The sequence below is a fragment of the Pseudomonas sp. FSL R10-0056 genome, assembly GCF_009600105.1.
GTDB lineage: Bacteria > Pseudomonadota > Gammaproteobacteria > Pseudomonadales > Pseudomonadaceae > Aquipseudomonas > Aquipseudomonas bubulae.
The window spans coordinates 1-23,898 of the sequence record NZ_WIWL01000056.1; the positions used below are offsets into that span (position 1 = coordinate 1).

The following is a 23,898-nucleotide window of genomic DNA, read 5'->3' on the forward strand; positions in this document are numbered from 1 at the left end:
GCGCCCTGCTGATGTGGGGCCCCGACTGGCAGGCGATGCAAGCCGACCACCGCAGCCCCACCGGCGAACACCGCACAGTGGCGCTCAGCGATGGCAGCCAGATGCTTCTCGACAGCAATACGCTTGCCGATGTGCAGTTCAACCCCGATCAGCGAGAAGTCACGCTATTGCGTGGCCAGGCCTTTTTCTCGGTGACCCACGATGCCAACCGCGCCTTCTACGTCAACGCCGGTGACGTGCGGGTTCGGGTGACCGGCACCGCGTTTGCGGTCAACCTGGACGACAACGGCGTCGACGTCAGCGTCGAGAGCGGCACGGTTGCGGTACAAACGCCGCAAGCATCGGTTTCGGCCACGCACCTGCTGGGCCATGGCGACCAACTGCACTTCACTGCAAACGGCCAGCGCACGCGCATCGTGCAATTGCCCCAGGAGCAAATCGCGCCCTGGCGTCGCTGGCAGCTGGTGGCGGTCGATCAATCGATCGATGACGTGATCACACAGTTGCGCCGCTATCAGCCGGGCCTGATTCTGCTGACGGACAAGGCGCTGGGGCAACGACGCATCACCGCAGCCCTGAACCTGCGCGACCCCAAACGCGCACTGCAAACCGCCATTGCCCCATTGGGCGGACGCCTGCAGGACAGCGTGCCCTACACCCTGATCGTCTCGACCAAGCCCTGAGCCTCCCTGCGGGCGCGGGCTTGCGCTAACGAAACTATTTTCACTTATTTCTGGAAATCCTGAAGGCCCGGGAGTCTTTACCTACGAACGTCACTGATAAAGATTCGCATTAGTGACTATGGCGTTTCATTTCGTAGGTCACCTCATGCCTTCTTCGCGTTTGCGTTGTGTCAGTGTTGCTCGCTATCGATCGTTGTCCCTGGCCCTGTTGCTCGGCCTGCCCGCACTGGCCATCGCTGCCAGCCCGGCAGCCGACACGCCAATCAGCCGTCAACAACTGCACTTCCAGATCCCGGCCCAGCCTTTGGCCAGCGCCCTGATTGCGTTTTCCCAGCAGTCAGGCTGGCAGGTCAGCGCGGAAAGCACCGTGCTCAACGGCCTGACCAGCTCGCCAGTCGATGCCAGCACCAGCCCCGAAAAAGCCCTGGCCCACCTGTTGCGCGGCACGGGCATGCAATGGGAAGTGACCTCGTCTGACAGCGCCTCAATCCTGCCGCCCACCCAAAGCGATGTGCTGCAAATCAAAAGTACCCCCATCACGGCGATGGAGCCGGTGTTCCAGGGCGAACAGGTGATCGACCGGCAGATGATCGAGGACCTGCCCTCGGGCAACGGTGATATCACCAGCCTGCTGCGCACCAACCCCAACGTGCAGTTCGACAACAGCCAGTTGAGCAGCAAAAACCCGGGGGAAATCGCCCCCGCCGATATCAGCATCAACGGCGCACGGCCCTGGCAGAACCTGTTTATCGTTGACGGCATGAGCATGAACAACGACCTGGACCCGGGCAACAGCAACGACGACTTCGATGAGATACCGGGGCGCAGCCAGGGCCTGGCGCTGGACACCGACCTGCTGGAAAACATCAAGGTCTACGACAGTAACGTGCCGGTAGAATTTGGCGGCTTCAATGGCGGTGTAGTCGAAGCCAATACCCGCGACCCCCGCAAGGAACTGCACGGCAAGGTGTCGGTACAAATGACCCGCTCCGAGTGGACCCGCTATCACCTGAACAAAGACGACCCGGACCTGGAAAATTTCAAGGCCGGCTTTGGCAACAACTACCAGCCCGACTTCGAAAAAGTCATCACCCGCGCCACCCTCGAAGGCCACCTGACCGACAACTTCGGCTTGCTGGGCACCTTCTCGCGTAAAGAATCCACCATGCCGACCCGCCTGTTTTCCGTGGCCAACCAGACCGAAACGGCAATGGAGACCGAAGAACAATCGCGGCGCATCGACAACTACTTCCTCAAGGCCACCTGGCAGATCAACGAAGACTGGAAGCTCGATACCACCCTGACCCACGCGCCGGAAACCGCCCGCACCTACGGCCCCAACTCGCTGGTGTCCGGCCGCGATATGGATGCCGGTGGCGACAGTATCAGTACGCGCCTGGTGTGGAACGCGCCCCTGGCCCGGGTTGAGCAGAACCTGAGCTGGAGCGAGCTGAATACCTCACGCTATTCCGACCGCGACTACATGATCCTCTGGCGAACTTCGACCAGTCGCGACTGGAGCACCTCGGCATTCGCCACCGAAGGCGGTTTTGGCGATATCGAAGAAACCCAAAAAACCCTGGCCTACAAACTCAAGGCCGACTGGAACAGCTTCAAATGGCTGGGTGTGGATCATTCGCTGCAAACTGGCCTGGAGCTGTCGCAGAACTCGGCCAGCTATGAGCGCGGCACACCCTACAGCAGCTATGCGGTGGACAAGGCCACGTCATGCACCGGCAATGACCCGCTGTGCTCAATGGCGCCCACGATCAATGGCTGGCCTGGCCAGTATGCGAACAAGATGACCGTTACCCAGGGCAAAATTGCCTTCGACACGCGTTCATGGGCGCTGTATCTGCAAGACGAAATGCACTACAAGCGCCTCACCGTCAGGCCCGGCATCCGGGTGGACGGCGACAACTATATGAATCAGATCACCTTCGCCCCGCGCCTGGCCACCGAGCTGGACGTGTTTGGCGATGGCAAGACCCGCCTCACTGCCGGCGCCAACCGTTACTACGGACGCAACCTTTACGCCTATCGCCTGCGCGACGGTATTGCCTCGATGAGCACCGAATACACCCGCAAGACGCAGACGTCTGACTGGGAGCTGAGCAAGCACATCGCCAATGACAGCAAATTCAACCAGCTCAAAGTGCCTTACGACGACGAACTGACCCTGGGCCTGAGCCACGTGCAATGGAACACCGAGTTCGCCGTCAAGTACGTCAACCGTAAGGGGCGCGACCAGATCAGCCGCGCCTGGGGCGCGCAAATCGGCGAACCGTCCGAAGACACCTCGACCCTGGCTGCCAACTACTACACCTACTACAACGGCGGCAAAAGCGACGCCGACATCTACACCCTGAGCATCACCCCCCTGCAACCCTTCAATCTGGGCAGCACCCGCACCACTGCGCAGTTTGCGATGGACTGGAGCAAGATCAACAACACCGGGCTGTCCAGCTACAGCGCCAGCATCGGCGCTATCTACGTAGAAGACCCGACGATCCAGTACGACGGCAAGTTCATGAAGTATTCCGACATGCCCGCCAGCAACTACAACCGCCCCTGGACCGCGCGCCTGACCACCGTGACCGAAGTCGAGCCCCTGCACCTGACCTGGACCAACTTCCTGCGTTACCGCGACGGCTACCGGCGCATTGCCTCCACCAACAAAAAGGTCGAGCACGAAGGCAGCAGTGTCTATGTCTGGGAAGAAACCCCGTTCTCCGGGGCACTGACCTGGGACACCCGTGTTGCCTGGGAGATGCCCACCGCCAAGGATCAGGCCGTTTTCGTCAATCTCGACGTCAGCAACCTGCTGGACAAGACCATCGTCAGCTCCACCGACACCAACGGCGTACTCAACTATGAAGTCGGCCGCCAGTTCATGCTGGAAGTGGGGTATAAATTTTGAAGACCCTATTCCTCGGCCTGACCCTCGGCACCCTGACCCTGAACGCAGTCGCCTGCGACGAACAGGCCGCCGACTACAAAACCTGCATCGCCCAACAATACCGCCAGCCCGTCGCCCAATGGCCTTCACCCCAGGTAGATGCCGAAGTGCAATGGCAGGAAATGGCCGCCCTGCCCGCCCACGCCCCCGCACCGCCGGATAACCCGTTCAGCGAAGCCAAGGCCGAGTTGGGCAAAAAACTGTTCAACGACCCCAAGCTCTCGCGCTCCGGGCAAATCGCCTGCGCTTCGTGCCATGAAGCCGATATGGCCTTTGCCGATGGCCGCCGCGTCTCGTTCGGGCATGACCGCCAGAGCGGCCGACGCAATGCCCCCAGCCTGGTAATGAGCGGCTACAGCCCGGCGCTGTTCTGGGACGGGCGCGGTGGCACTCTGGAACAGCAAGCCATGCACCCCATCGTCGACCCGGTGGAAATGGCCTTTGATATCCCGCAACTGCTGCAACGGCTCAATACCGATAGCGCTTACCGGGAGGAGTTTGCACAAGTTTTCGGGCCAGGCCCGATCACCCCACAGCAAACCGCCCAGGCCCTGGCCACCTTTCAGCGCACGCTGGTCAGCGCCACGCGCAACACCGCCTTCGAGCAACTGCTGCGCGGGCGCCCGCAACGCATGAGCGATGAGCAGCTCTACGGCCTGCATCTGTTTCGCACCAAGGCACGCTGCATGAACTGCCACTTCGGCCCGGCGCTGAGCGACGAGCAGTTTCATAACGTCGGCCTGAGTTACTACGGGCGTAAATACGAAGACCTCGGGCGCTACGAAGTAACGCGCAAACCAGAAGACGTGGGGGCATTTCGTACGCCGTCATTGCGCCTGGTGATGAAAACCGCACCGTGGATGCACAACGGCCTGTTTGTGAACATGGAAGGCACGCTGGCGTTCTACAACATGGGCATGCCCCGCCCGCGCCCCAACGCGCAACAGGTCAACGACCCGTTGTTCCCACGCACCAGCGACCGGCTCAAGGCGCTGAACATGGACAAGGACGAACTGCGGGCCTTGCGCAGCTTTCTCGACACGCTGTAGGCAGCGCCTGACTTTGTGAGAGCGGGCTTGCTCGCGATGCAGGCGACACGGTGTACCGGTAAAACGGCAGCATACCCATCGCGGGTAAGCCCGTTCCCACAAAAGCAGAACAGGCCGCCGGCATCACATTTCGTCGCACTGGTGCAATTGGACGCTGGGTCAAGCGCACTTGAGAAACGATATCGTTTATTATTGTTACAAGTTTTGTAGTACCCAAGCGAGGAAACCAGCGAATGATGCTCCGAAATACCCAGCTTGCGACATTTCTACTGCGCAGTTTGTCCATCGCAACACTTGGCCTGACCCTGCTTGCTCCCGCCGCCTACGCTGCCGATCCTGTGACGCTGACCCTGTACAACGGCCAGCACAAAGAGGTCGGCGACAACCTCGCTGCCGCCTTTGAAGCCAAGACCGGCATTCACGTCAATGTGCGCAAAGGCAGCAGCAACCAGCTGGCCAGCCAGATCATGGAAGAAGGCGATCGCTCGCCTGCGGACGTGTTCTACGCCGAAGAGTCGCCGCCTCTGAACAGCCTGGGCGAACAGGGCTTTCTGGCCAAGGCCGATGACAGCACCCTGCAAGCGCTGCCCAAAGAGTACGTGGCCGCCAATGGCACCTGGATCGGCGTGACTGCGCGTACCCGCGTTGTCGCCTTCAACCCGAAAAAGATCAGCGAAGACCAGTTGCCCAAGTCGGTTCTGGATTTCGCTGACCCGCAATGGCAAGGCAAGATCGGCTTTGTACCCACCAGCGGTGCCTTCCAGGAACAGGCCGTAGCAATCATCAAGCTGCACGGGCGCGATGCCGCCGAAGAATGGCTGACCGGTCTGCGTGCGTTCGGCAAGACCTACACCAACAACATGGTGGCACTCAAAGCCGTAGAAAACGGTGAAGTCGCCGCAGTACTGGTCAACAACTACTACTGGTTTGCCCTGCAACGCGAAAAAGGCCAGCTGGATTCCAAACTGCACTACTTCACCGATGGTGATGCGGGCGGTTTGATCACCGTGTCCAGCGCCGGCGTGATCAAGGCCAGCAAACACCCCAAGGAAGCCCAGCAACTGCTGGCTTACATGGCCAGTGAAGAAGGTCAGCGCGTTATCACCAACACCACCGCTGAATACCCGATGCGCAAAGGCATGGTCTCGGAACGCGGCCTCAAACCGTTTGAAGAGCTGCAACCGCCGAAAGTGACGCCTGCCGACCTGGGTAACGCTGAAGAAGCACTGGACCTTGAACGTGATGTAGGCCTGCTCTGATGTTGTCAGCCGCTCAACCTGCACGCTTTACGCCCACTCGCAAAAAGCCTTCGATCTGGCTGTTGTTGCCCGTACTGCTACTGGTGGGCCTGAGCCTGTTGCCGCTGTTGTATGTCGGCACAAAGGCCTGGCAAGCCGGGTGGTCTGAAGCCCTGCACCTGTTGTGGCGGCCTTATGTCTTTGGCCTGATGCGCAACACCTTGCTGCTGATGATCGGCGTCACACTGACCTGCGCGCTGGTCGGCCTGAGCCTGGCCTGGCTGCTGGAGCGCAGCAACCTGGCGGGGCGGCGCCTGTGGGGCGTGATCCTGTGCCTGCCATTTGCCGTGCCGGCGTTTGTCAGCAGCTTTACCTGGGTATCGCTCAGCGCCAGTTTCGAGGGCCTGGGCGGTGCCATTCTGGTGATGAGCCTGTCCAAGTACCCGCTGATCTTTCTGCCGGTGGCGGCGACCCTGCGCAACCTCGACCCAGCCCTTGAAGAGTCGGCTCGAACCCTGGGGCAGAATCGCTGGGGGGTGTTTTTCAAGATCACCCTGCCACTGCTCTGGCCTTCGCTGCTGGCCGGCTCGTTGCTGATTGCCCTGCATATGCTGGTGGAATTCGGCGCGCTGTCGATCATCGGCCTGCAGACCTTTACCACAGCCATTTATCAGCAGTTCGAGCTGGAGTTCAGCAATGCCAATGCGGCGATGCTGTCTGCGGTGCTGCTGGTGATGTGCCTGAGCCTGTTATGGCTGGAACTTAAGGTTCGTGGCAAAGGCCGGCATATTCGTATCGGCCAGGGCGCTGCACGGCATGCGGAACAAGTGAACCTGGGCAAGTGGTCGCTACCGGGGCAACTGTATTGCCTGGCGCTGGCGGTGATTGGCAGCGGCATCCCGCTGGGCATGCTGGCGTACTGGCTGATCAAGGGCAGCTCGGCAGCATTCCCGCTGGCCGAGATTGGCGAGGCTCTGTTCTCGTCGCTGTCACTGGCCTTGGGCGGTGCGGCGCTGTGCCTGGTGCTGGCTGTGCCGGTCGGATTGCTGGTGGTGCGCTACAAAGGCCCGCTGGCCATCTGGGCGGAGCGTTTGCCATATCTGTTACATGCACTGCCCGGGCTGGTGATTGCCTTGGCGCTGGTCTACTTCGCCCTGCATTATGTGCCGGCGCTGTACCAGACTTCGGCATTGCTGCTGATTGCCTATGCGCTGCTGTTTTTGCCACTGGCACAGGCACCCATCCGCACGGCGCTGAACAAGGCGGCTCCGCAACTGGAAGAAGCAGCACGGACCCTGGGCGCCACTTCGTTTACGGCATTTTGCCGGGTGACCCTGCCGATTATCTTCCCCGCGCTGGGGGCGGCCTTTGCCCTGGTATTTCTGGATGCGATGAAGGAATTGACCGCCACCTTGCTACTGAGTCCGACCGGGCTGAACACCCTGGCAACACAAGTGTGGTCGCATACTTCGAATATCGAGTTTGCGGCAGCGGCGCCTTATGCGGCATTGTTGATTCTGGTGTCGGGGCTGCCGGTGTACTTGCTCACCACCAGGATGTATTTGAGCCGCTGACAGCGGATCCAGCATACCCCGTGTGGGAGCGGGCTTGCCCGCGATGGCATCGACGGGGGCATGCAGATTCACCGCGCTGCCCGCATCGCGGGCAAGCCCGCTCCCACAGGGGCAGCCCCGCTTCTCTACGCCCGGAACTGCCCAAGACTCGCCTTGAGCTGCGCCGCCAACCCGTCCAGCACCTTGCCGCTGGCCGTGGTCTGGGTCACCGCCTCGGCCGCACGCTCGGCCTGGGCATGGATCACTTCCACCCGCCCACGCACCGCATACGCTCCTTGCGCCTGATGCTCGGCAGCTTTGGTCGCATCACCAATCGCGCTATGCACCTGCTCGACCGATACCTGCATGGTCTTTTGCAACTGCACGCTGCCGCGCAGCACCGCCAGGCCCTCATCGGCCTGACGCCCCGCCAGGCCAATGGCCGCCACGGCTTCCCTGGCTCCCTGCTGCAAGGCCACGATATGCGCCTGAATATCACCGGTAGAGCTTTGGGTTTTGCTGGCCAGAGCCCGCACTTCATCGGCTACCACAGCAAAACCACGCCCAGTCTCCCCCGCCCTCGCGGCTTCAATGGCCGCGTTCAAAGCCAGCAGATTGGTTTGCTCGGCGATGCCGTGAATCACGGTCAGCACCACTTCAATCTGCTCACTTTGCTGCGCCAGACGCTCGATCACCTTGGCTCCCTCGCCCACCTGTCCGGCCAGCGCCTCGATCAGCCCCCCGACCTTGGCCGAGGTGCGAGTGTTTTCATCAGTAGCCTGACGAATATCAACCACCTGCCGGAGCGCCGCCTGCATCGCCTGGCTTTCCGACTGGGCTGCATCTGCCATGGTCGACAGTGCATGCAGGCTCTGAGCTACTTCATCGCGCTGTAACTGCGCGGCAGCATCGGCCCCGGCATTGCGCAAGGTCATCACACCGATCTCCACCCCGGTGCGCTGCGCCACATCCCCCGCCTCACGCACGATGGGCTGCAGCTTGTCGACAAAGCGGTTAACCGCCGCCGCCATATCGCCGATTTCATCCTTGCTGTTCAGGCCTACACGCTTGGTCAAATCACCTTCGCCTGCGGCCAGGTCATCCAGCGCGGCAATCAGCAGCAGCAACTTGTTGACCACCCGCCGCCCCAGCACCACCGCCAGTAACAGCAACACACCAAGTCCGACAATCGCCAGCCCCATGCCAATACGCCAGCGCAAGGTGTCCGCCGCCTCGCGCACGGTCTGCGCGGTATTGGCCTGCATCTGCGCCGCCGCTGCCTGCGCCGACTCCAAACGCGCGCCCAGTGCTGCCGAACTGTCGCTGGCAGCACCTTGCAAGCTTTCGCCGACCAGTTGCCCGCTATTGGCTATCAACGTCGAAAAGCGCTGGTCGAGGGCCGCCAGGTCCTGCTCAACCGAGGCGGTGGAAACCCCCATCAGCACTTTGCCGATCTCGACGCCATTGGGGTTGATAGAGGCTTCGAGATAGTACACAGACGGATCATGGCGGGCCGCATCGAGCACTTTATCCAGCGCCCGCTCGCCATTGCCCTTGGCCAAAAGCGCCTGGTTGATCGGGTTATCACGATTGAGATAGCGGGTCAGATGCTGCCCCGTGGCATCGTCGTACACCACGAATAACACATTAGGATTACGTTGAGCGCGTCGGGCGAAATCGGACAGCGTGGGCACATCGCTATCCCATATGGCACGCGGCGCTACAGCTGCCAGCAGTTGCGCCATGTCGTTGGCCGAGTCCTGCAGGTTCTTCTCCAGCGATTGCCTGAGCTGCATTTGCTCGTCTTTCAAGCGTGGCTCCAGGCCCGCGGTCAAACGCTGCCGGGTGCTGGCAGACAACGCATCCAGGCTGCTTTTAACCTCACGCCCGGCCTGCTCCAGTTCCGCGGTGAGCTTTTGGCTGTCTGCCCCCAGACGCGCATCCAGATCAGACTCCAACGCCGTCACCGTGCTCCGTGTCAGTGCAACAGCCACCAAAACCTGCACCAAAAGAGCGATACCTAGGGTAACGAATACAGGCCGCAGCAGACGGCTTTGTAACAGTGAGAGAACGGCAGACACGGAAAACCCTCCACTTAGGTGCCATTATTTTGATAGCACGCTTATTGACGGTTTTCACAGCAAGGGTCGTGCCGCACAACAGGCAGAAACGACAAAAGGCCCCGAAGGGCCTTTTGTTTTACATCAACAGCGACTTAAGCGAACGGGTGACGCAGAACGATGGTCTCGTTGCGGTCCGGGCCAGTCGAAATGATGTCGATCGGAGCGCCGATCAGCTCTTCTACGCGCGTGATGTAAGCGCGAGCGTTGGCTGGCAGCTCTTCCAGGGTTTTGGCACCCACGGTCGATTCAGTCCAGCCCGGCACTTCTTCGTACACAGGCTGCAGGCCTACGTAGCTGTCAGCGTCGGTCGGTGCAACATCAACACCGTTTGCGTCTTTGTAGCCAACGCAAATGTTGATGGTTTCCAGACCGTCGAGTACGTCCAGCTTGGTCAGGCAGATGCCCGAGATGCTGTTCACATCGATAGCGCGACGCAGGATAACGGCGTCGAACCAGCCGCAACGACGGGCACGGCCGGTGGTAGCACCGAACTCGTGACCTTGCTTGGCCAGGTGAGCGCCAACGTCGTCGAACAGCTCAGTCGGGAACGGGCCCGAACCTACGCGAGTGGTGTAAGCCTTGGTGATGCCCAGGATGTAGTCCAGGAACATCGGGCCAACGCCCGAACCGGTCGCAACGCCGCCAGCGGTGGTGTTGGAGCTGGTCACGTACGGATAGGTACCGTGGTCGATGTCCAGCAACGAACCCTGGGCGCCTTCGAACATGATGTCCTTGCCAGCGCGACGCAGGTCGTGCAGCTCGGCTGTCACGTCCAGCATCAACGGCTTGAGCAGCTCGGCGTATTCCTTGCACTCGGCCAGGGTCTTGTCGAAGTCGATAGCCGGCTCTTTGTAGTAACCAACCAGCATGAAGTTGTGGTAATCCACCAGTTCACGCAGTTTGGCTTCAAAGCGCGGCATGTTCAGCAGGTCGCCAACACGCAGGCCACGACGGGCAACTTTGTCTTCGTAAGCCGGGCCGATACCGCGACCGGTCGTACCGATCTTCAGCTCGCCACGGGCTTTTTCACGGGCCTGGTCCAGCGCCACGTGGAACGACAGGATCAGCGGGCAGGACGGGCTGATACGCAGGCGCTCGCGCACCGGTACGCCTTTCTCTTCCAGCTTGATGATTTCACGCAGCAGGGCGTCGGGAGCAACCACGACACCGTTGCCGATCAGGCATTGCACGCCTTCGCGCAACACGCCCGACGGAATCAGGTGCAATACGGTTTTTTCGCCGTCGATTACCAGCGTGTGGCCAGCGTTGTGGCCACCTTGGTAACGCACTACAGCGGCAGCATGTTCGGTCAGCAGATCAACGATCTTGCCTTTGCCCTCATCACCCCATTGGGTGCCCAGGACTACGACATTCTTACCCATAACACTTGTCCTCATTCGCGCAAACTTGGTGCCGGCAGCCGCCGGCAGGAAAACTCAAGAAACCAGCGGCACTACTTGCCACAGGCCATTCTGCTGAATCAATTGGCGGTCGCAGTCTGCCTCCAGGGCACCAGCCTGCTGTTGCCCAGGCAACGCCTGAACCACACGCTGGCCTTCACTGCGAAGCTGGCAAACCTGCTGCCAGAGTGCCGCATCGGTGCTGTCTGGCATCCAGATACCACCAGACGGCAACTTGACTTCCGCACGCCCCAGGGTCACCAGGGTTTTCAAATCGGTCGAAAAGCCGGTTGCCGGCCGGGCACGCCCGAAAACAGCACCAATGTCGTCATAACGACCGCCTTGGGCGATGGAGTCCCCAACGCCCGGTACAAATACCGCAAACACTACACCTGTGTGGTAGTGATACCCACGCAACTCGCCCAGGTCAAAGTACAACGGCAACTGCGGGAAACGCACAGACAACCCTTCGGCAATCGCCACCAGGTCGTCCAGAGCTGCCAGCACTTGAGCCGGAGCCTTGGCCAGACGCTCGCGCGCAGCAGCCAGAACTTCGTGACCGCCACACAAACCAACCAAGGCCTGCAGCATGCCCGCCAAATCGGCCGGCAAGCCTTGGGTCAAGGCCGTTACTTCGTCGATCGCCTTGCGTTGCAGGGCGTCGAACAATTGTTGTTCCACTTCAACCGACAGGTTGGCCGCACGGGCCAGACCACGGTAAATACCAACATGCCCCAGGTCCATGTGCACATCCGGCACATCGGCCAGTTGCAGCATGGCCAGCATCAGGCTGATCACTTCAACATCGCTGCTCGGGCTTGCATCGCCATACAACTCGGCGCCCAGCTGGATCGGGCTGCGCGAGGATGACAGTGCACGCGGTTGAGCATGCAGCACGCTGCCGGCGTAGCACAGACGGCTCGGGCCTTCACGACGCAGGGTATGCGCATCGATACGCGCCACTTGCGGCGTGATGTCGGCACGAAAACCCATCTGGCGACCCGTTTGCGGGTCAATCACCTTGAAGGTACGCAAGTCGAGGTCCTGGCCAGCCCCTGTCAGCAGGGACTCCAGGTATTCGATATGCGGGGTCACGACGAACTCATAGCCCCAGCTCTGGAACAGATCCAACACCTGACGGCGCGCCACTTCAATGCGGGCAGCTTCAGGTGGAAGTACTTCTTCGATGCCATCTGGCAAAAGCCAGCGGTCTACCGTTGCCATTACGCCATTCCCCTGTGATCCGGGCGGCCAGCCAGCAGGCGAGCCTTGAGTAAAGCAGAACGTGGCTGCGTCTTGAACGCGCACAGCAAAAAAGCCTGAACGACAGGCTCGCACATTCCTCGAAAATTCTGCCGATGCTGTAACAGCCATTCGGACAATCAAACATGCAGACGCAAAAAAGCCGGGAATTTCCCGGCTGCCGCATCATACACCCGTTTTCTAAAAGGATCACCCTGCGAGGCCATTTGACCGCCAAGCGGAGTGAATCAGGGCCTGTGATGAACATGCCAACCCTTCTGAAAACAGTGTGGGAGCGGGCTTGCTCGCGATGGCATCAACTCGATTTAGCAGACAGACCGAGTTACTTGCATCGCGATGCAAGCCTGCTCCCACAGGCTTAAAGCGCTTTTACTGCTGCGAAGGCTTGGATTTTTCCAGGTAGCGGAAGAAATCGCTGCTTGGGTCCAGAACCAGCACATCGTTCTTGCTCGCGAAGCTTTCGCGGTAAGCGCGCAGGCTGCGATAGAACTTGTAGAACTCCTGATCCTGGCCATAAGCCTTGGAGTAGATCGAAGCTGCCTGGGCATCGCCATCACCGCGTGCTTCTTCGGACTGACGATAAGCTTCAGCCAGCAGAACACGACGTTGACGGTCGGCGTCAGCACGAATGCCTTCTGCCAGTTCGTTACCCTTGGCCCGATGCTCGCGTGCTTCACGCTCACGTTCGGTGCTCATACGTTCGAAAACGCTGCGGTTTACTTCTTTTGGCAGGTCGATGGCCTTGACGCGAACGTCGACCACTTCAATGCCCAGCTCTTTTTCAGCCATTTTGTTCAACGATGCAGTGATGTCAGCCATCAACGCATCACGCTCACCCGACACTACTTCGTGCAGGGTGCGCTTGCCGAACTGGTCACGCAGACCGGATTCCAGACGACGCGACAGACGTTCGTCAGCAATCTGTTTCATGCCCGAAGTTGCGGTGTAGAAGCGCTCGGCATCTTTCACACGCCACTTGGCGAAGGCATCAACCATGACCGCTTTCTTTTCCAGCGTCAGGAAACGCTGAGTCGGCGCGTCCAGCGTCATCAGGCGGGCGTCGAACTTGCGCACCTGGTTGACGTAAGGAATCTTCACATGCAGGCCCGGCTGAACGTCAGCCTGGACCACACGGCCAAAGCGCAGCAGTACAGCACGCTCGGTTTGCGAGACGATGTAGAAGCTGTTCCAGGCAACGATCCCCACGACAACAGCAACAATAAGGGCAACCAGCGATTTATTGCTCATCAGCGGCTCTCCCTGGTGCGCGGTTGTGGCGGCAGATCCGTGCTGACGTGCGAGCCGGAATCAGTATTGCTCGCTGCGGCTGCCGAACCCGTTGCCGGGGTGCTGCCATTACGGCCTTCGATCATTTTGTCCAACGGCAAGTAAAGCAGGTTGCTCTGGCCGTTTTTGTTACCGGTCACGAGTACCTTGCTGGTGTTGCTGAAGACTTCCTGCATGGTGTCCAGATACAGACGGTCGCGGGTCACTTCAGGATTTTTGCGGTACTCGGCAACCAGTTTGGTAAAGCGGTCAGCCTCACCCTTGGCGCGGGAAACCACTTCATCACGGTAGCCGTTGGCATCTTCGATGATGCGCTGGGCCTGACCACGTGCTTCCGGTACAACGCCGTTGGCATAGCTTTCGGCCTGGTTGCGGGCACGCTGCTCGTCTTCTCGGGCACGGATCACGTCATCGAAGGCTTCCTGTACTTCACGCGGTGCGGCTGCGTTCTGTACGTTGACCTGGGTCACGGTGATACCGGTCTTGTAGGTATCGAGGAAACGCTGCAGGCGTTCCTTGATTTCCACGGCCATTTGCTCACGGCCTTCGGTCAGCACCTGATCCATCGACGTGGAACCCACGACGTGACGCAAGGCGCTGTCGGTCGCCTGCTGCAAGCTGACTTCCGGTTGATCAACATTCAGCACGAAGTCGCGCAGGTTGCTGATCTTGTACTGCACGGTCAGCGGCACTTCGACGATGTTTTCGTCTTCAGTCAGCATTTGACCCTGCTTGGTGTACGCACGCTCACGCGTCACGTTCTCCATGTACTTTTTGTCGAACGGCGGGAAGTAGATATTCAGGCCCGGCCCAACGGTGTCGTAGTACTTGCCCAGGCGCAGCACCACGGCTTGCTCCTGCTCATCGACTACATACACGGCGCTGTAAAGCCAGGCAGCCGCCAGCACGACGAGGCCGATGCCGAGCAGACCGTAGCCGGCGCCCTTGCCATTCGAACCACCCTCACTGCCGCTGCCGCCAGTACGTTTTTTCCCACCACCGAACAACCCATTCAGGCTTTCCTGCAGCTTTCGGAAGGCCTCGTCGAGATCTGGTGGCCCCTTGCGGTCGCCATTTTTAGGGCGTTTGCCACCCCAAGGATCTTGATTGTTCGAGTTGCCACCCGGCTCATTCCAAGCCATAGCGCTCTCCATCTGATAAAGCAAAGACGCGCCCACGGCGCGCCGACCAATGCTACAGAATGCCTATCACAGCGGCACGACCGCTTTGCGAGGCTTTTATTGCAAAGTGTGTTCTTCGATGAATTCCAGCGGCTGCATCCCTTCGCGGCTGACCAAGCGATTGAGCTCGGATCGCGGCAGGCGTACGTCCAACAGACTGGAGCCCTCATCGTCATGCTGTTCTTTTTGCACAACCCCCAGTTCGAAGAACTGTGCACGCAGTCGAGCAAAACGTTGCGGCAAGCGCAAGGTGCCCACGAACAAATCATTGCCCAGCAACTCGGCGATGGCCTGCTCAAGCAACTCCAGCCCTTGACCATCACGGGCCGACAACCAGACCCGCTGCGGCTTGCCATCGGCATCACGCTGGATCTGCGGCTCGACACCTTCAAGCAAATCGATTTTGTTGTAGACCTCGAGAATCGGCAAGTCCTGCGCACCGATTTCGCCCAGTACCACCATCACCTGCTCGATCTGCGCCATGCGCTCAGGCTCGTGCGCATCGATCACATGCAGCAGCAGATCGGAATTGCTCGACTCTTCGAGCGTAGACCGGAATGCTTCAACTAGCTTGTGCGGAAGATGACGAATAAAGCCCACGGTGTCGGCCAGCACGATCGGCCCCAGGTCACCCAGATCAAGGCGGCGCAGGGTCGGGTCTAGCGTGGCGAACAACTGGTCGGCGGCAAAGACGTCAGAGCCGGTGACCTTGTTGAACAGCGTGGATTTACCGGCGTTGGTATAGCCCACCAGCGACACTGTAGGAATATCGGCGCGTTGACGCCCTCTACGGGACTGCTCGCGTTGACTGCGGACTTTTTTCAGACGGGCTTTGATCTGGCTGATGCGCACACGCAACAGTCGGCGGTCGGTTTCGAGCTGGGTTTCACCCGGCCCGCGCATGCCAATGCCGCCACCTTGACGCTCAAGGTGAGTCCAGCCGCGTACAAGACGCGTGCTCATGTGGTCAAGCTGAGCCAGTTCGACTTGCAGCTTACCCTCATGGGTACGGGCGCGTTGAGCGAAGATATCGAGAATCAGCCCGGTACGGTCAAGCACGCGACACTCGAAAACACGTTCGAGGTTACGTTCCTGACTGGGCGTGAGTACGTGATTGAAAATCACGATGTCGACCTTCTCGGCCTTGACCAGATCGCGCAACTCCTCGACCTTGCCACTGCCAATCAGGTATTTGGCCGATGGCCGATGACGCGGCACGTTAAAAAACGCGACGGTATCGGCGCCAGCCGACACAGCTAACTCCTGGAACTCCTGCGGATCTTCGCGCGCCTCAGGGTCCTGTCCTTCCAAGTGAACGAGGATCGCTCGCTCACCACCACCGTGGCGCTCAAAGAACAAAGGATGCTCCTATTTAGGCATTACCTGGTTCAGCGTCTGCCAGATCCGATTCGGTTGCGCTAGGCAGACGAATTGGACGTACTGGTACGACTGTCGAAATTGCGTGCTTGTAAACCATTTGGCTGACGGTGTTTTTCAGCAGGATCACGAACTGGTCGAAAGACTCGATGGTCCCCTGCAGCTTGATCCCGTTGACCAGATAGATGGAAACGCCAACCTTCTCTTTACGCAAAGTATTCAAGTAAGGGTCTTGTAGCGAATGCCCTTTTGACATATGCCGCACTCCTGTAAGGATAAAAAATAGAAACAAAAATTAGATGACCGCTGTCGCCACATCCATAGGATAGACGGCATTTGCCAAGACTCAGCTCAATATGGAGACCGATTCCAGGTATTTCAAGGCTCGTGGCAGATTGTCGCAGCCCAGACTGTCAAGCCAATGCAAATCATTCCAGCTGCGCAACCAGGTGAACTGGCGCTTGGCCAACTGGCGCGTGGCTATGATGCCGCGCTCCTGCATCTCGGCCGCTGTCAGCTTGCCGTCGAGGTAGTCCCAGACTTGGCGGTAACCCACTGCACGTATAGACGGCAACCCGGCATGCAGGTCACTTCTGTTGCGCAGGTTTATGACCTCGTCAATGAACCCCTGTTCCAGCATCTGCCCGAATCTTAGTGCAATTCGCTCATGCAGCACCTGACGGTTCGCCGGAGCGATGGCCAGATTCGCGACAGTATAGGGCAATTGGCTGTGCCCAGAAGCCGCTGCTTTAGTCGTTTGTTCAGATTGTTTTTGCCGATGGGCCGTCACGCTCATGCCGCTGACCCGATAAACCTCAAGCGCCCGGGTCAGACGCTGCGGATCATTGGGGTGAATTCGCGCGGCAGACTCCGGATCTATGGCTGCCAACTGGTCGTGCAGGGCCTGCCAGCCAAGGCGCTGCGCCTCTTCTTCAAGCTGCGCGCGCACCTCGGGGTCCGCCGGAGGCATGTCGGCCAGGCCGTCAATCAGTGCCTTGTAATAGAGCATGGTGCCGCCCACCAGCAGCGGGATATTGCCTCGCGCCGTGATCTCGGCCATGGCCTTGAGCGCATCGCGACGAAAATCGGCCGCCGAATAGCTCTCGGCCGGGTCGAGAATGTCGATCAACTGATGCGGGTGAGCCGCCAGAATTTCTTTCGACGGCTTGGCAGTGCCGATGTCCATGCCGCGATAGACCAGCGCCGAGTCGACACTGATCAGCTCGCACGGCAGCACCTTGCTCAGCTCGATGGCCAGGTCGGTCTTGCCGGCGGCCGTCGGCCCCATCAGGAAAATAGCCGGGGGTAAAGCGTTGGAACCTGTCATCAGCGACCGCGCAAAAAGAGTTTGTCCAAGTCGTCCAGGCCCATTTGGGTCCAGGTGGGACGACCATGATTGCACTGACCGCTGCGCTCGGTGTTTTCCATGTCACGCAACAGACCGTTCATTTCCGGGATCGCCAAACGGCGATTGGCGCGGATCGCACCGTGGCAGGCCATGGTGCCGAGCAGCTCGTTGAGGTGCGCCTGGATCCGGTCACTGGTGCCGTATTCCATCAGGTCGGCCAGTACGTCGTGAACCAGTCGCTGGGCCTCGGCCTGCTTGAGCAGGGCTGGAATCTGGCGGATGGCCAGGGTTTCCGGGCCAAGGCGCTGCAACTCGAAGCCCAGGCGCTGGAACCACTCGGCGTGTTCTTCGGCGCAATCGGCTTCCCGCTGGCTGACCGCAATCGATTCCGGCACCAGCAGCGGCTGACCACTCAGGCCTTCACTGGCCATGGCGATTTTCAGACGCTCATACATGATCCGCTCATGGGCCGCGTGCATATCCACCAGCACCAACCCCTGGGCGTTTTCCGCGAGAATATAAATGCCCTTGAGCTGGGCCAGAGCAAAGCCGAGCGGCGGAATATCACCTTGCCCGTCCGGCAGAGGCGCGGCATTGGCCTCAGGCAATGGTGCGAAAAACTCGCGATAGGCATTGCGCGCTTCTTCGACGGGCACCGGGGGCGCGGAGGACTGCGGACGGTATTGGTACTGATAGCCCGCACCAGCGCCCGAACCTGCCACATGCGGTGACGGGGCCGACTGCGGCTGCTCCAGCACATTGGCCGCCAGACGCATTTCACCCTGCGGGCCGAATTCGCCAGCATCCAGCCCCGTCGGGCGCTCGGCCCCGGGCACCGGCGCTGGTGCGGCCAGTTGGTCTTCGGGGCGAACGTCACCCAGAGCACGGTGCAAAGTGCCATAGAGGAAATCATGCACCATGCGCCCGTCACGGAAGCGTACTTCGTGCTTGGTCGGGTGTACGTTGACGTCGACCACCGAGGGGTCGACCTCAAAGAACAGCACAAAGGTTGGGTGGCGACCATTGAACAGCACATCGCGATACGCCTGGCGCACCGCATGGGCCACCAGTTTGTCGCGTACCGCGCGGCCATTGACATAGAAGTACTGCAAGTCCGCCTGACTGCGGGAAAAAGTCGGCAAACCGACCCAGCCCCACAGGTGCAAACCATTGCGTTCAACCTCGATGGGCATTGCCTGTTCCAGGAACGCGGAGCCGCACACGGCCGCCACACGCCGGGCGCGGGCAGTATCGTCGCGGGCTTCGTGCAGGTTGAGGATGGACTTGCCGTTGTGGCGCAAATTGAACGCCACATCAAAACGTGCCAGCGCCAGGCGCTTGATCACTTCCTGCAGGTGATCGAATTCGGTCTTTTCGGTTTTGAGAAATTTGCGCCGTGCCGGGGTGTTGAAAAACAGGTCGCGCACTTCAACCGAGGTGCCCACCGGATGTGCAGCCGGCTGAACCCGGGGCGCCATGTCGCGGCCTTCGGTCTCGACCTGCCAGGCCTGATCGGCACCACGGGTGCGCGAGGTCAGGGTCAGGCGCGCCACGGAACTGATGGAAGCCAGCGCCTCACCGCGAAAGCCCAGGCTCATCACCCGCTCAAGGTCTTCCAGATCACGAATCTTGCTGGTGGCGTGACGGGCCAGCGCCAACGGCAAGTCGTCGCTGGAAATACCGCTGCCATCGTCACGTACCCGCAGCAGCTTGATCCCGGCCTGCTCCACGTCCACATCAATACGCTTGGCACCCGAATCGAGGCTGTTTTCCAGCAGTTCCTTGATCACCGAAGCCGGGCGTTCAACTACTTCGCCCGCAGCGATCTGGTTGGCCAGGCGCGGGCTGAGCAATTCAATCCGCGCGCTGCTGCTCAATGTTTCATCACTCATTACTGTGCCGCCAGGGCAGTTGCCGGAATATTCAGGTTCTGGCCAACCTTCAGCTCATCGGTTTTCAGGCTGTTGCTCGAGCGCAATGTCGCCACGCCCACTTGATAGCGTACAGCGATCATCGCCAGGGTTTCGCCGGGGCGAACCGTGTGTTCGCGGGCACCCTGGGCGATTTTGCCGGTGTCACGCAGCCAGGCGATATAAGTGCCCGGCGGCGGATTTTGCTGGAAGAACTGGCGTACGCCGCTGCTGATCGAACGGGCCAGCGCTTGCTGGTGACTGCTCGAAGCCAGCTTGGACGCTTCGTTGGAGTTCGAGATAAACCCGGTCTCGACGAGAATCGACGGAATGTCCGGCGACTTCAGCACCATAAACCCGGCCTGCTCTACGCGCTGCTTGTGCAGCGGGGTGACCCGACCTATGTTGCTCAGCACTTTTTGCCCGACGTTGAGGCTGGAGGTCAGCGACGCGGTCATCGACAGGTCAAGCAATACACCCGCCAGCATGCGGTCCTTGTCATCGAGGCTGACGTTGCCTGCGCCACCGATCAGGTCGGAGCGGTTTTCGCTGTCGGCCAGCCAGCGCGCCGTCTCGGAAGTCGCGCCGCGTTCAGACAGGGCAAACACCGAAGCACCAAAGGCAGCCTTGGACGGCGCCGCATCGGCGTGGATCGAGACAAACAGGTCGGCGCCTTTCTTGCGGGCGATTTCGGTGCGGCCACGCAGCGGGATAAAGTAGTCGCCGGTACGCGTCAGCTCGGCCCTGAAGCCTTTCATGCCGTTGATCTGGCGCTGCAGTTCTTTGGCAATCGCCAACACCACGTCTTTTTCACGCTGGCCAGCCGAGCCCGAGGCCCCCGGGTCTTCACCGCCGTGGCCGGCATCGATCACCACCACCACGCTGCGTTTACCGCTCGGGATCGGCGGCAATTTAACGTCGGGTTGCGCGGGCGTCACCGGCACCACCGGCACCGTTGCCACGTTGGTGGCCGGCAGGCTTGGCGCCAGATCGGCGCCCTGGTCATACAGGTCGACCACCAGGCGGTTGCCGTACTGGGCATTGGGCGCCAGAACGAAACTTTTCGGGGTCACGGCCTTTTTCAGGTCGATAACCACACGCAGGTCGGTGGGGGTACGCTGCGCCGAGCGCATGCTGGTGATTGGCGTATTGGCTGTTTGCACATTCAGCGGCCCGCCCAGGGTCGCGCCATTGATGTCGATGACCAGACGATCAGGTGCAGTCAGCGTAAACACACTGTGCTGCACCGGCCCGGTAAGATCAAAAACCAGTCGAGTGTTATCCGGCGCCCGCCATAGACGCACGCTCTTGACCTGGGTTGCGGCCACAGCATTGAATGCCATGACACTGAGCAACACACCCACCACACTTGCTAACGCGCGAAAGCGCATACCAAACCCCATCATTATTTGTATTCCGGCGCCAATGCGGCACACCAAGACTCGCCACGAGAACCTTGGGGCGTCAGCGTCAGCAAACGCCCGGTGTTATGCGGCCTAATGGTAATGGTCAGGTCAGGCTTTGGCAAAAAGCCTGCACCTTTATCGGGCCACTCGATCAAGCATAGGGCGTCTTCGTCGAAATAATCGCGAATCCCCATATATTCCAGCTCTTCCGGGTCGACCAGCCGATACAGGTCAAAGTGGAAGGCCCGAATATCGCCAATCTCGTAGGGCTCGACCAATGTGAAGGTCGGGCTTTTGACCGAACCCGTGTGACCAAGGCCGCGGATCAGGCCACGTGACAGGGTGGTTTTACCCATACCCAGGTCGCCGTCGAGAAAAATCAGGCCGTGACCTTGAGTGACAGTGGCCAGGCGCGCGCCAAATGCGGTCATGGCCTCTTCGTCGGCCAGTTGCAGTGTTATTTCGTGCACGGTGCGTGTTCCTCCAACAACTGACGAATGGCTGGAATCAAATCACTGGCCGCCAGCCCACGGCCCAATTGTCCTTGTTGCTCACCGGCGCGGGCATGCAGCCACACCGCCAGGCATGCGGCATCATAAGCGCCCAACCCCTGAGCCAGCAGCGCGCCGATCACGCCTGCCAGCACATCCCCAAGACCGGCCGTAGCCATTGCCGGATGGCCGTGACTGCAAATGGCCAACTCGCCATTGAGCCCTGCAATCAGACTGCCTGCACCTTTAAGGACGCACACTGCTGAGTATTTTTTAACCAACGCCCTGGCCGCAGCCGGTCGATCGGCCTGTACCTGCCCGGTGCTGATACCCAGCAAGCGTGCGGCTTCACCCGGGTGCGGGGTCATCACCGACCCTGGTGCCAGCGTGATGACTGCGTTGGACAACAAATTAAGCGCATCGGCATCCCACACCTGCGGCATTTTTGCCTGTGCCGCGGCCGACAACAGACTGCGCCCCCAGGGCGCCTGCCCCAAACCCGGTCCCACCACGACCACCGAAGCCTGCGCCAGTACGCCCATCAACTGGTTGGCCGACGATACGCCGAGCACCATCACCTCGGGCACCCGCACCAGCGCAGCAGGCACGTGCTCGGGGCGCGTGGCCAGGGATACCAGGCCAGCGCCACAGCGTAGTGCAGCCTGGGCGCTGAGGGTAATCGAGCCGCCAAATCCACGATCGCCACCCACCAGCAGCACATGCCCGAACTGGCCTTTATGGGCGCTCAGGGCTCGTCGAGGTAGTGGCGCCAGATTATCTGCGCTAAGGGCTTGGGGGTCGGCTAACAGGTGTTTGGTCTGCGGCATGCGTGTTTGGCTCCGATGTCTGGCAGAATTATACGCATCTCAGCTCCGGTTTCTCTTGTCCCATGCCTGCTATTACTGCCGACCTCCCCGCTCTCGCCCGGTCCATCAAGGAATGGGGCCGCGAGTTGGGCTTTCAACAAGTCGCCATTGCCGGCCTCGACCTGGGAGAACACGAACACCATCTGCAACGCTGGCTGGAAGCCGGCTACCACGGTGACATGGACTACATGGCCGCCCACGGCAGCAAGCGCTCACACCCGCAAGAGCTGGTGCCCGGCACAGTGCGCGTGATTTCCCTGCGCATGGACTACCTGCCCGGTGACACTCATATGGCGCAGCTGCTGGCCCAACCGGAAAAAGCCTACGTTTCACGTTATGCCCTGGGCCGCGATTATCACAAGCTGATCCGCAAGCGCGTGCAACAACTGGCCGACCGCATCCAGAAGGACATTGGCCCGTTTGGCTTCCGCGCCTTTGTCGACAGCGCCCCGGTACTGGAAAAGGCCATCGCGCAACAGGCGGGTCTGGGCTGGATCGGCAAGAACACCCTGGTGCTCAATCGCAAGGCGGGCAGCTACTTTTTCCTGAGCGAGCTGTTTGTCGATTTGCCGCTACCGGTCGACGCCCCCCACGAAACCGAACACTGCGGGCGCTGCACCGCCTGCCTGGACATCTGCCCCACCAATGCCTTTGTCGGGCCTTATGTGCTGGATGCGCGCAAATGCATTTCGTACCTGACCATCGAGCTGAAAACCGCGATCCCTGAAGAATTGCGCTCGATGATCGGCAACCGGGTATTCGGTTGCGATGACTGCCAGATCGTCTGCCCCTGGAACCGTTTTGCCCGCACCACCGCAGAAGGGGACTTCAAGCCACGGCATAACCTGGACAATGCTGGCTTGGCCGAGCTGTTTATGTGGGATGAAGACAAATTCCTGAGCAGCACCGAAGGCTCGCCGCTGCGCCGGGCCGGGTACGAACGCTGGCTGCGCAACCTGGCGGTAGGCCTGGGCAATGCGCCATCGACGATCCCGGTGCTGGAAGCCCTGAATGCGCGGCGTGATTACCCGTCGGAGCTGGTGCGCGAGCATGTGGAGTGGGCGCTGACACAACACGCCAAGCGGGCCTGAGCCAAGCCCGCTGCCACAGTTGCTTAATGCTCGTCGTTATAAACGAACTTGGGCATTTCCCAGTTAAAGCGGATCGCCAGCAAACGCAGCAGCAGCCCGCCGAACAAGGTGACGAAAATCGCCTGTTCGTTGGGCATTTCCAGATAAGTACACAACAAGAAACACCACGCCGCAGCAAACGAAACGCTGGCATACAGCTCACGACGGAAGATCAACGGAATGTCGTTGCAGAAGATGTCACGAAGGATGCCGCCAAAGACCCCGGTAATCACTCCGCTCACCGAAGCCACCAGCATGCCCTGACCCATCTCCAGCGCGGTCATGCAGCCGATCAGGGTAAACGCTACCAGCCCCAGGGCATCAAGCACCAGAAACAGCGAGCGCAGATGACGCATCAAGGGCGCGATAAAGATCGTCACCAATGCAGCGAACGTGGTCAGTACCAGGTATTCCGGGTGTTTGACCCAGGTCAGCGGGTAGTGCCCCAACAGGACGTCACGCACCGAACCGCCGCCTAGCGCGGTGACGCAGGCAATCAGCACCACGCCGAACCAGTCCATGCCCCGACGCCCGGCAGACAGCGCGCCGGTCATGGCTTCGGCAGTAATGGCAACTAAATAAAGCATCAGCAACATGGCAGCGATCCTTGCAAGAAGGCGCGCAGTCTACTCTC

Annotated in this window: 19 protein-coding genes and 1 pseudogene; 6 read left to right on the forward strand and 14 right to left on the reverse strand. The window is 60.2% G+C overall.

Translation table 11 applies throughout. From position 1 onward, the window contains the following. The 5 genes from GHO42_RS03000 to GHO42_RS03020 all read left to right on the forward strand — a co-directional run. Window positions 1-683, forward strand: a 683-nt coding sequence (locus GHO42_RS03000) for a FecR family protein (RefSeq protein ID WP_153384110.1), incomplete at its 5' end; no start/stop codon positions are given. A 145-nt stretch (window positions 684-828) separates the two neighbouring features. Next, complete coding sequence (locus tag GHO42_RS03005) at window positions 829-3,603, forward strand: TonB-dependent receptor (RefSeq protein ID WP_256670543.1); 2,775 nt, start codon at window positions 829-831, stop codon at window positions 3,601-3,603. Further along, window positions 3,600-4,691 (forward strand): cytochrome-c peroxidase, encoded by a 1,092-nt coding sequence (locus tag GHO42_RS03010; protein WP_153327244.1) that lies wholly within the window; start codon window positions 3,600-3,602, stop codon window positions 4,689-4,691. The genes GHO42_RS03005 and GHO42_RS03010 overlap by 4 nt, the downstream gene beginning before the upstream one ends. A 233-nt stretch (window positions 4,692-4,924) precedes the next feature. After that, window positions 4,925-5,950 carry an iron ABC transporter substrate-binding protein gene (locus GHO42_RS03015; RefSeq protein ID WP_095000959.1) on the forward strand — a complete coding sequence of 342 codons (1,026 nt, stop codon included), beginning with the start codon at window positions 4,925-4,927 and terminating at the stop codon, window positions 5,948-5,950. Next, window positions 5,950-7,503, forward strand: coding sequence for an iron ABC transporter permease (locus GHO42_RS03020; RefSeq protein ID WP_095017680.1), 1,554 nt, complete (start codon window positions 5,950-5,952; stop codon window positions 7,501-7,503). The genes GHO42_RS03015 and GHO42_RS03020 overlap by 1 nt, the downstream gene beginning before the upstream one ends. A gap of 125 nt (window positions 7,504-7,628) precedes the next feature. Here GHO42_RS03020 and GHO42_RS26370 read toward each other — a convergent pair whose 3' ends face one another. From GHO42_RS26370 to GHO42_RS03080, 13 genes and pseudogenes are all read right to left on the reverse strand, one after another. Continuing rightward, window positions 7,629-8,513 (reverse strand): methyl-accepting chemotaxis protein, encoded by an 885-nt coding sequence (locus tag GHO42_RS26370; RefSeq protein WP_370688628.1) that lies wholly within the window; start codon window positions 8,511-8,513, stop codon window positions 7,629-7,631. 21 nt (window positions 8,514-8,534) lie between these two features. Further along, a pseudogene (locus GHO42_RS26375) lies at window positions 8,535-9,278 on the reverse strand (methyl-accepting chemotaxis protein); the annotation flags it as partial. A gap of 419 nt (window positions 9,279-9,697) precedes the next feature. Continuing rightward, window positions 9,698-10,987 carry an adenylosuccinate synthase gene (locus GHO42_RS03030; RefSeq protein WP_016783309.1) on the reverse strand — a complete coding sequence of 430 codons (1,290 nt, stop codon included), beginning with the start codon at window positions 10,985-10,987 and terminating at the stop codon, window positions 9,698-9,700. Window positions 10,988-11,041: 54 nt separating this feature from the next. After that, window positions 11,042-12,229, reverse strand: a complete 1,188-nt coding sequence (locus GHO42_RS03035) for an ATP phosphoribosyltransferase regulatory subunit (protein WP_095000956.1) — start codon at window positions 12,227-12,229, stop codon at window positions 11,042-11,044. A 408-nt stretch (window positions 12,230-12,637) separates the two neighbouring features. Then, the gene (hflC, locus tag GHO42_RS03040; protein WP_095000955.1) at window positions 12,638-13,516 is read right to left on the reverse strand and encodes a protease modulator HflC; all 879 of its coding nucleotides are present in this window, start codon (window positions 13,514-13,516) and stop codon (window positions 12,638-12,640) included. Then, a complete protein-coding gene (gene hflK / locus GHO42_RS03045) occupies window positions 13,516-14,697 on the reverse strand; it encodes an FtsH protease activity modulator HflK (RefSeq protein WP_095000954.1) in 1,182 nt (393 codons plus the stop codon). Before hflK ends, hflC begins: the two co-directional genes overlap by 1 nt. Window positions 14,698-14,793: 96 nt before the next feature. Continuing rightward, window positions 14,794-16,095 carry a ribosome rescue GTPase HflX gene (hflX, locus tag GHO42_RS03050; RefSeq protein ID WP_095000953.1) on the reverse strand — a complete coding sequence of 434 codons (1,302 nt, stop codon included), beginning with the start codon at window positions 16,093-16,095 and terminating at the stop codon, window positions 14,794-14,796. A gap of 13 nt (window positions 16,096-16,108) precedes the next feature. Then, window positions 16,109-16,369 carry an RNA chaperone Hfq gene (gene hfq, locus GHO42_RS03055; protein ID WP_016783304.1) on the reverse strand — a complete coding sequence of 87 codons (261 nt, stop codon included), beginning with the start codon at window positions 16,367-16,369 and terminating at the stop codon, window positions 16,109-16,111. A 90-nt stretch (window positions 16,370-16,459) separates the two neighbouring features. Next, a complete protein-coding gene (gene miaA / locus GHO42_RS03060; protein WP_153327247.1) occupies window positions 16,460-17,440 on the reverse strand; it encodes a tRNA (adenosine(37)-N6)-dimethylallyltransferase MiaA in 981 nt (326 codons plus the stop codon). Further along, window positions 17,440-19,338 carry a DNA mismatch repair endonuclease MutL gene (mutL, locus tag GHO42_RS03065; RefSeq protein WP_165446536.1) on the reverse strand — a complete coding sequence of 633 codons (1,899 nt, stop codon included), beginning with the start codon at window positions 19,336-19,338 and terminating at the stop codon, window positions 17,440-17,442. Before mutL ends, miaA begins: the two co-directional genes overlap by 1 nt. Before the next feature lie 14 nt (window positions 19,339-19,352). After that, a complete protein-coding gene (locus GHO42_RS03070; protein ID WP_198417412.1) occupies window positions 19,353-20,774 on the reverse strand; it encodes an N-acetylmuramoyl-L-alanine amidase in 1,422 nt (473 codons plus the stop codon). 2 nt (window positions 20,775-20,776) lie between these two features. Further along, window positions 20,777-21,247 carry a tRNA (adenosine(37)-N6)-threonylcarbamoyltransferase complex ATPase subunit type 1 TsaE gene (tsaE, locus tag GHO42_RS03075; RefSeq protein WP_016783300.1) on the reverse strand — a complete coding sequence of 157 codons (471 nt, stop codon included), beginning with the start codon at window positions 21,245-21,247 and terminating at the stop codon, window positions 20,777-20,779. Then, on the reverse strand, window positions 21,235-22,095 hold the full coding sequence (locus GHO42_RS03080; RefSeq protein WP_095038939.1) for an NAD(P)H-hydrate dehydratase: 861 nt from the start codon (window positions 22,093-22,095) through the stop codon (window positions 21,235-21,237). The genes tsaE and GHO42_RS03080 overlap by 13 nt, the downstream gene beginning before the upstream one ends. A gap of 62 nt (window positions 22,096-22,157) precedes the next feature. Here GHO42_RS03080 and queG point away from each other — a divergent pair, with 62 nt between their 5' ends. Next, window positions 22,158-23,225 carry a tRNA epoxyqueuosine(34) reductase QueG gene (gene queG, locus GHO42_RS03085; RefSeq protein ID WP_095000949.1) on the forward strand — a complete coding sequence of 356 codons (1,068 nt, stop codon included), beginning with the start codon at window positions 22,158-22,160 and terminating at the stop codon, window positions 23,223-23,225. A 23-nt stretch (window positions 23,226-23,248) separates the two neighbouring features. Here queG and GHO42_RS03090 read toward each other — a convergent pair whose 3' ends face one another. After that, the gene (locus GHO42_RS03090; RefSeq protein WP_019826256.1) at window positions 23,249-23,860 is read right to left on the reverse strand and encodes a trimeric intracellular cation channel family protein; all 612 of its coding nucleotides are present in this window, start codon (window positions 23,858-23,860) and stop codon (window positions 23,249-23,251) included. Between the last annotated feature and the right edge of the window lie 38 nt (window positions 23,861-23,898).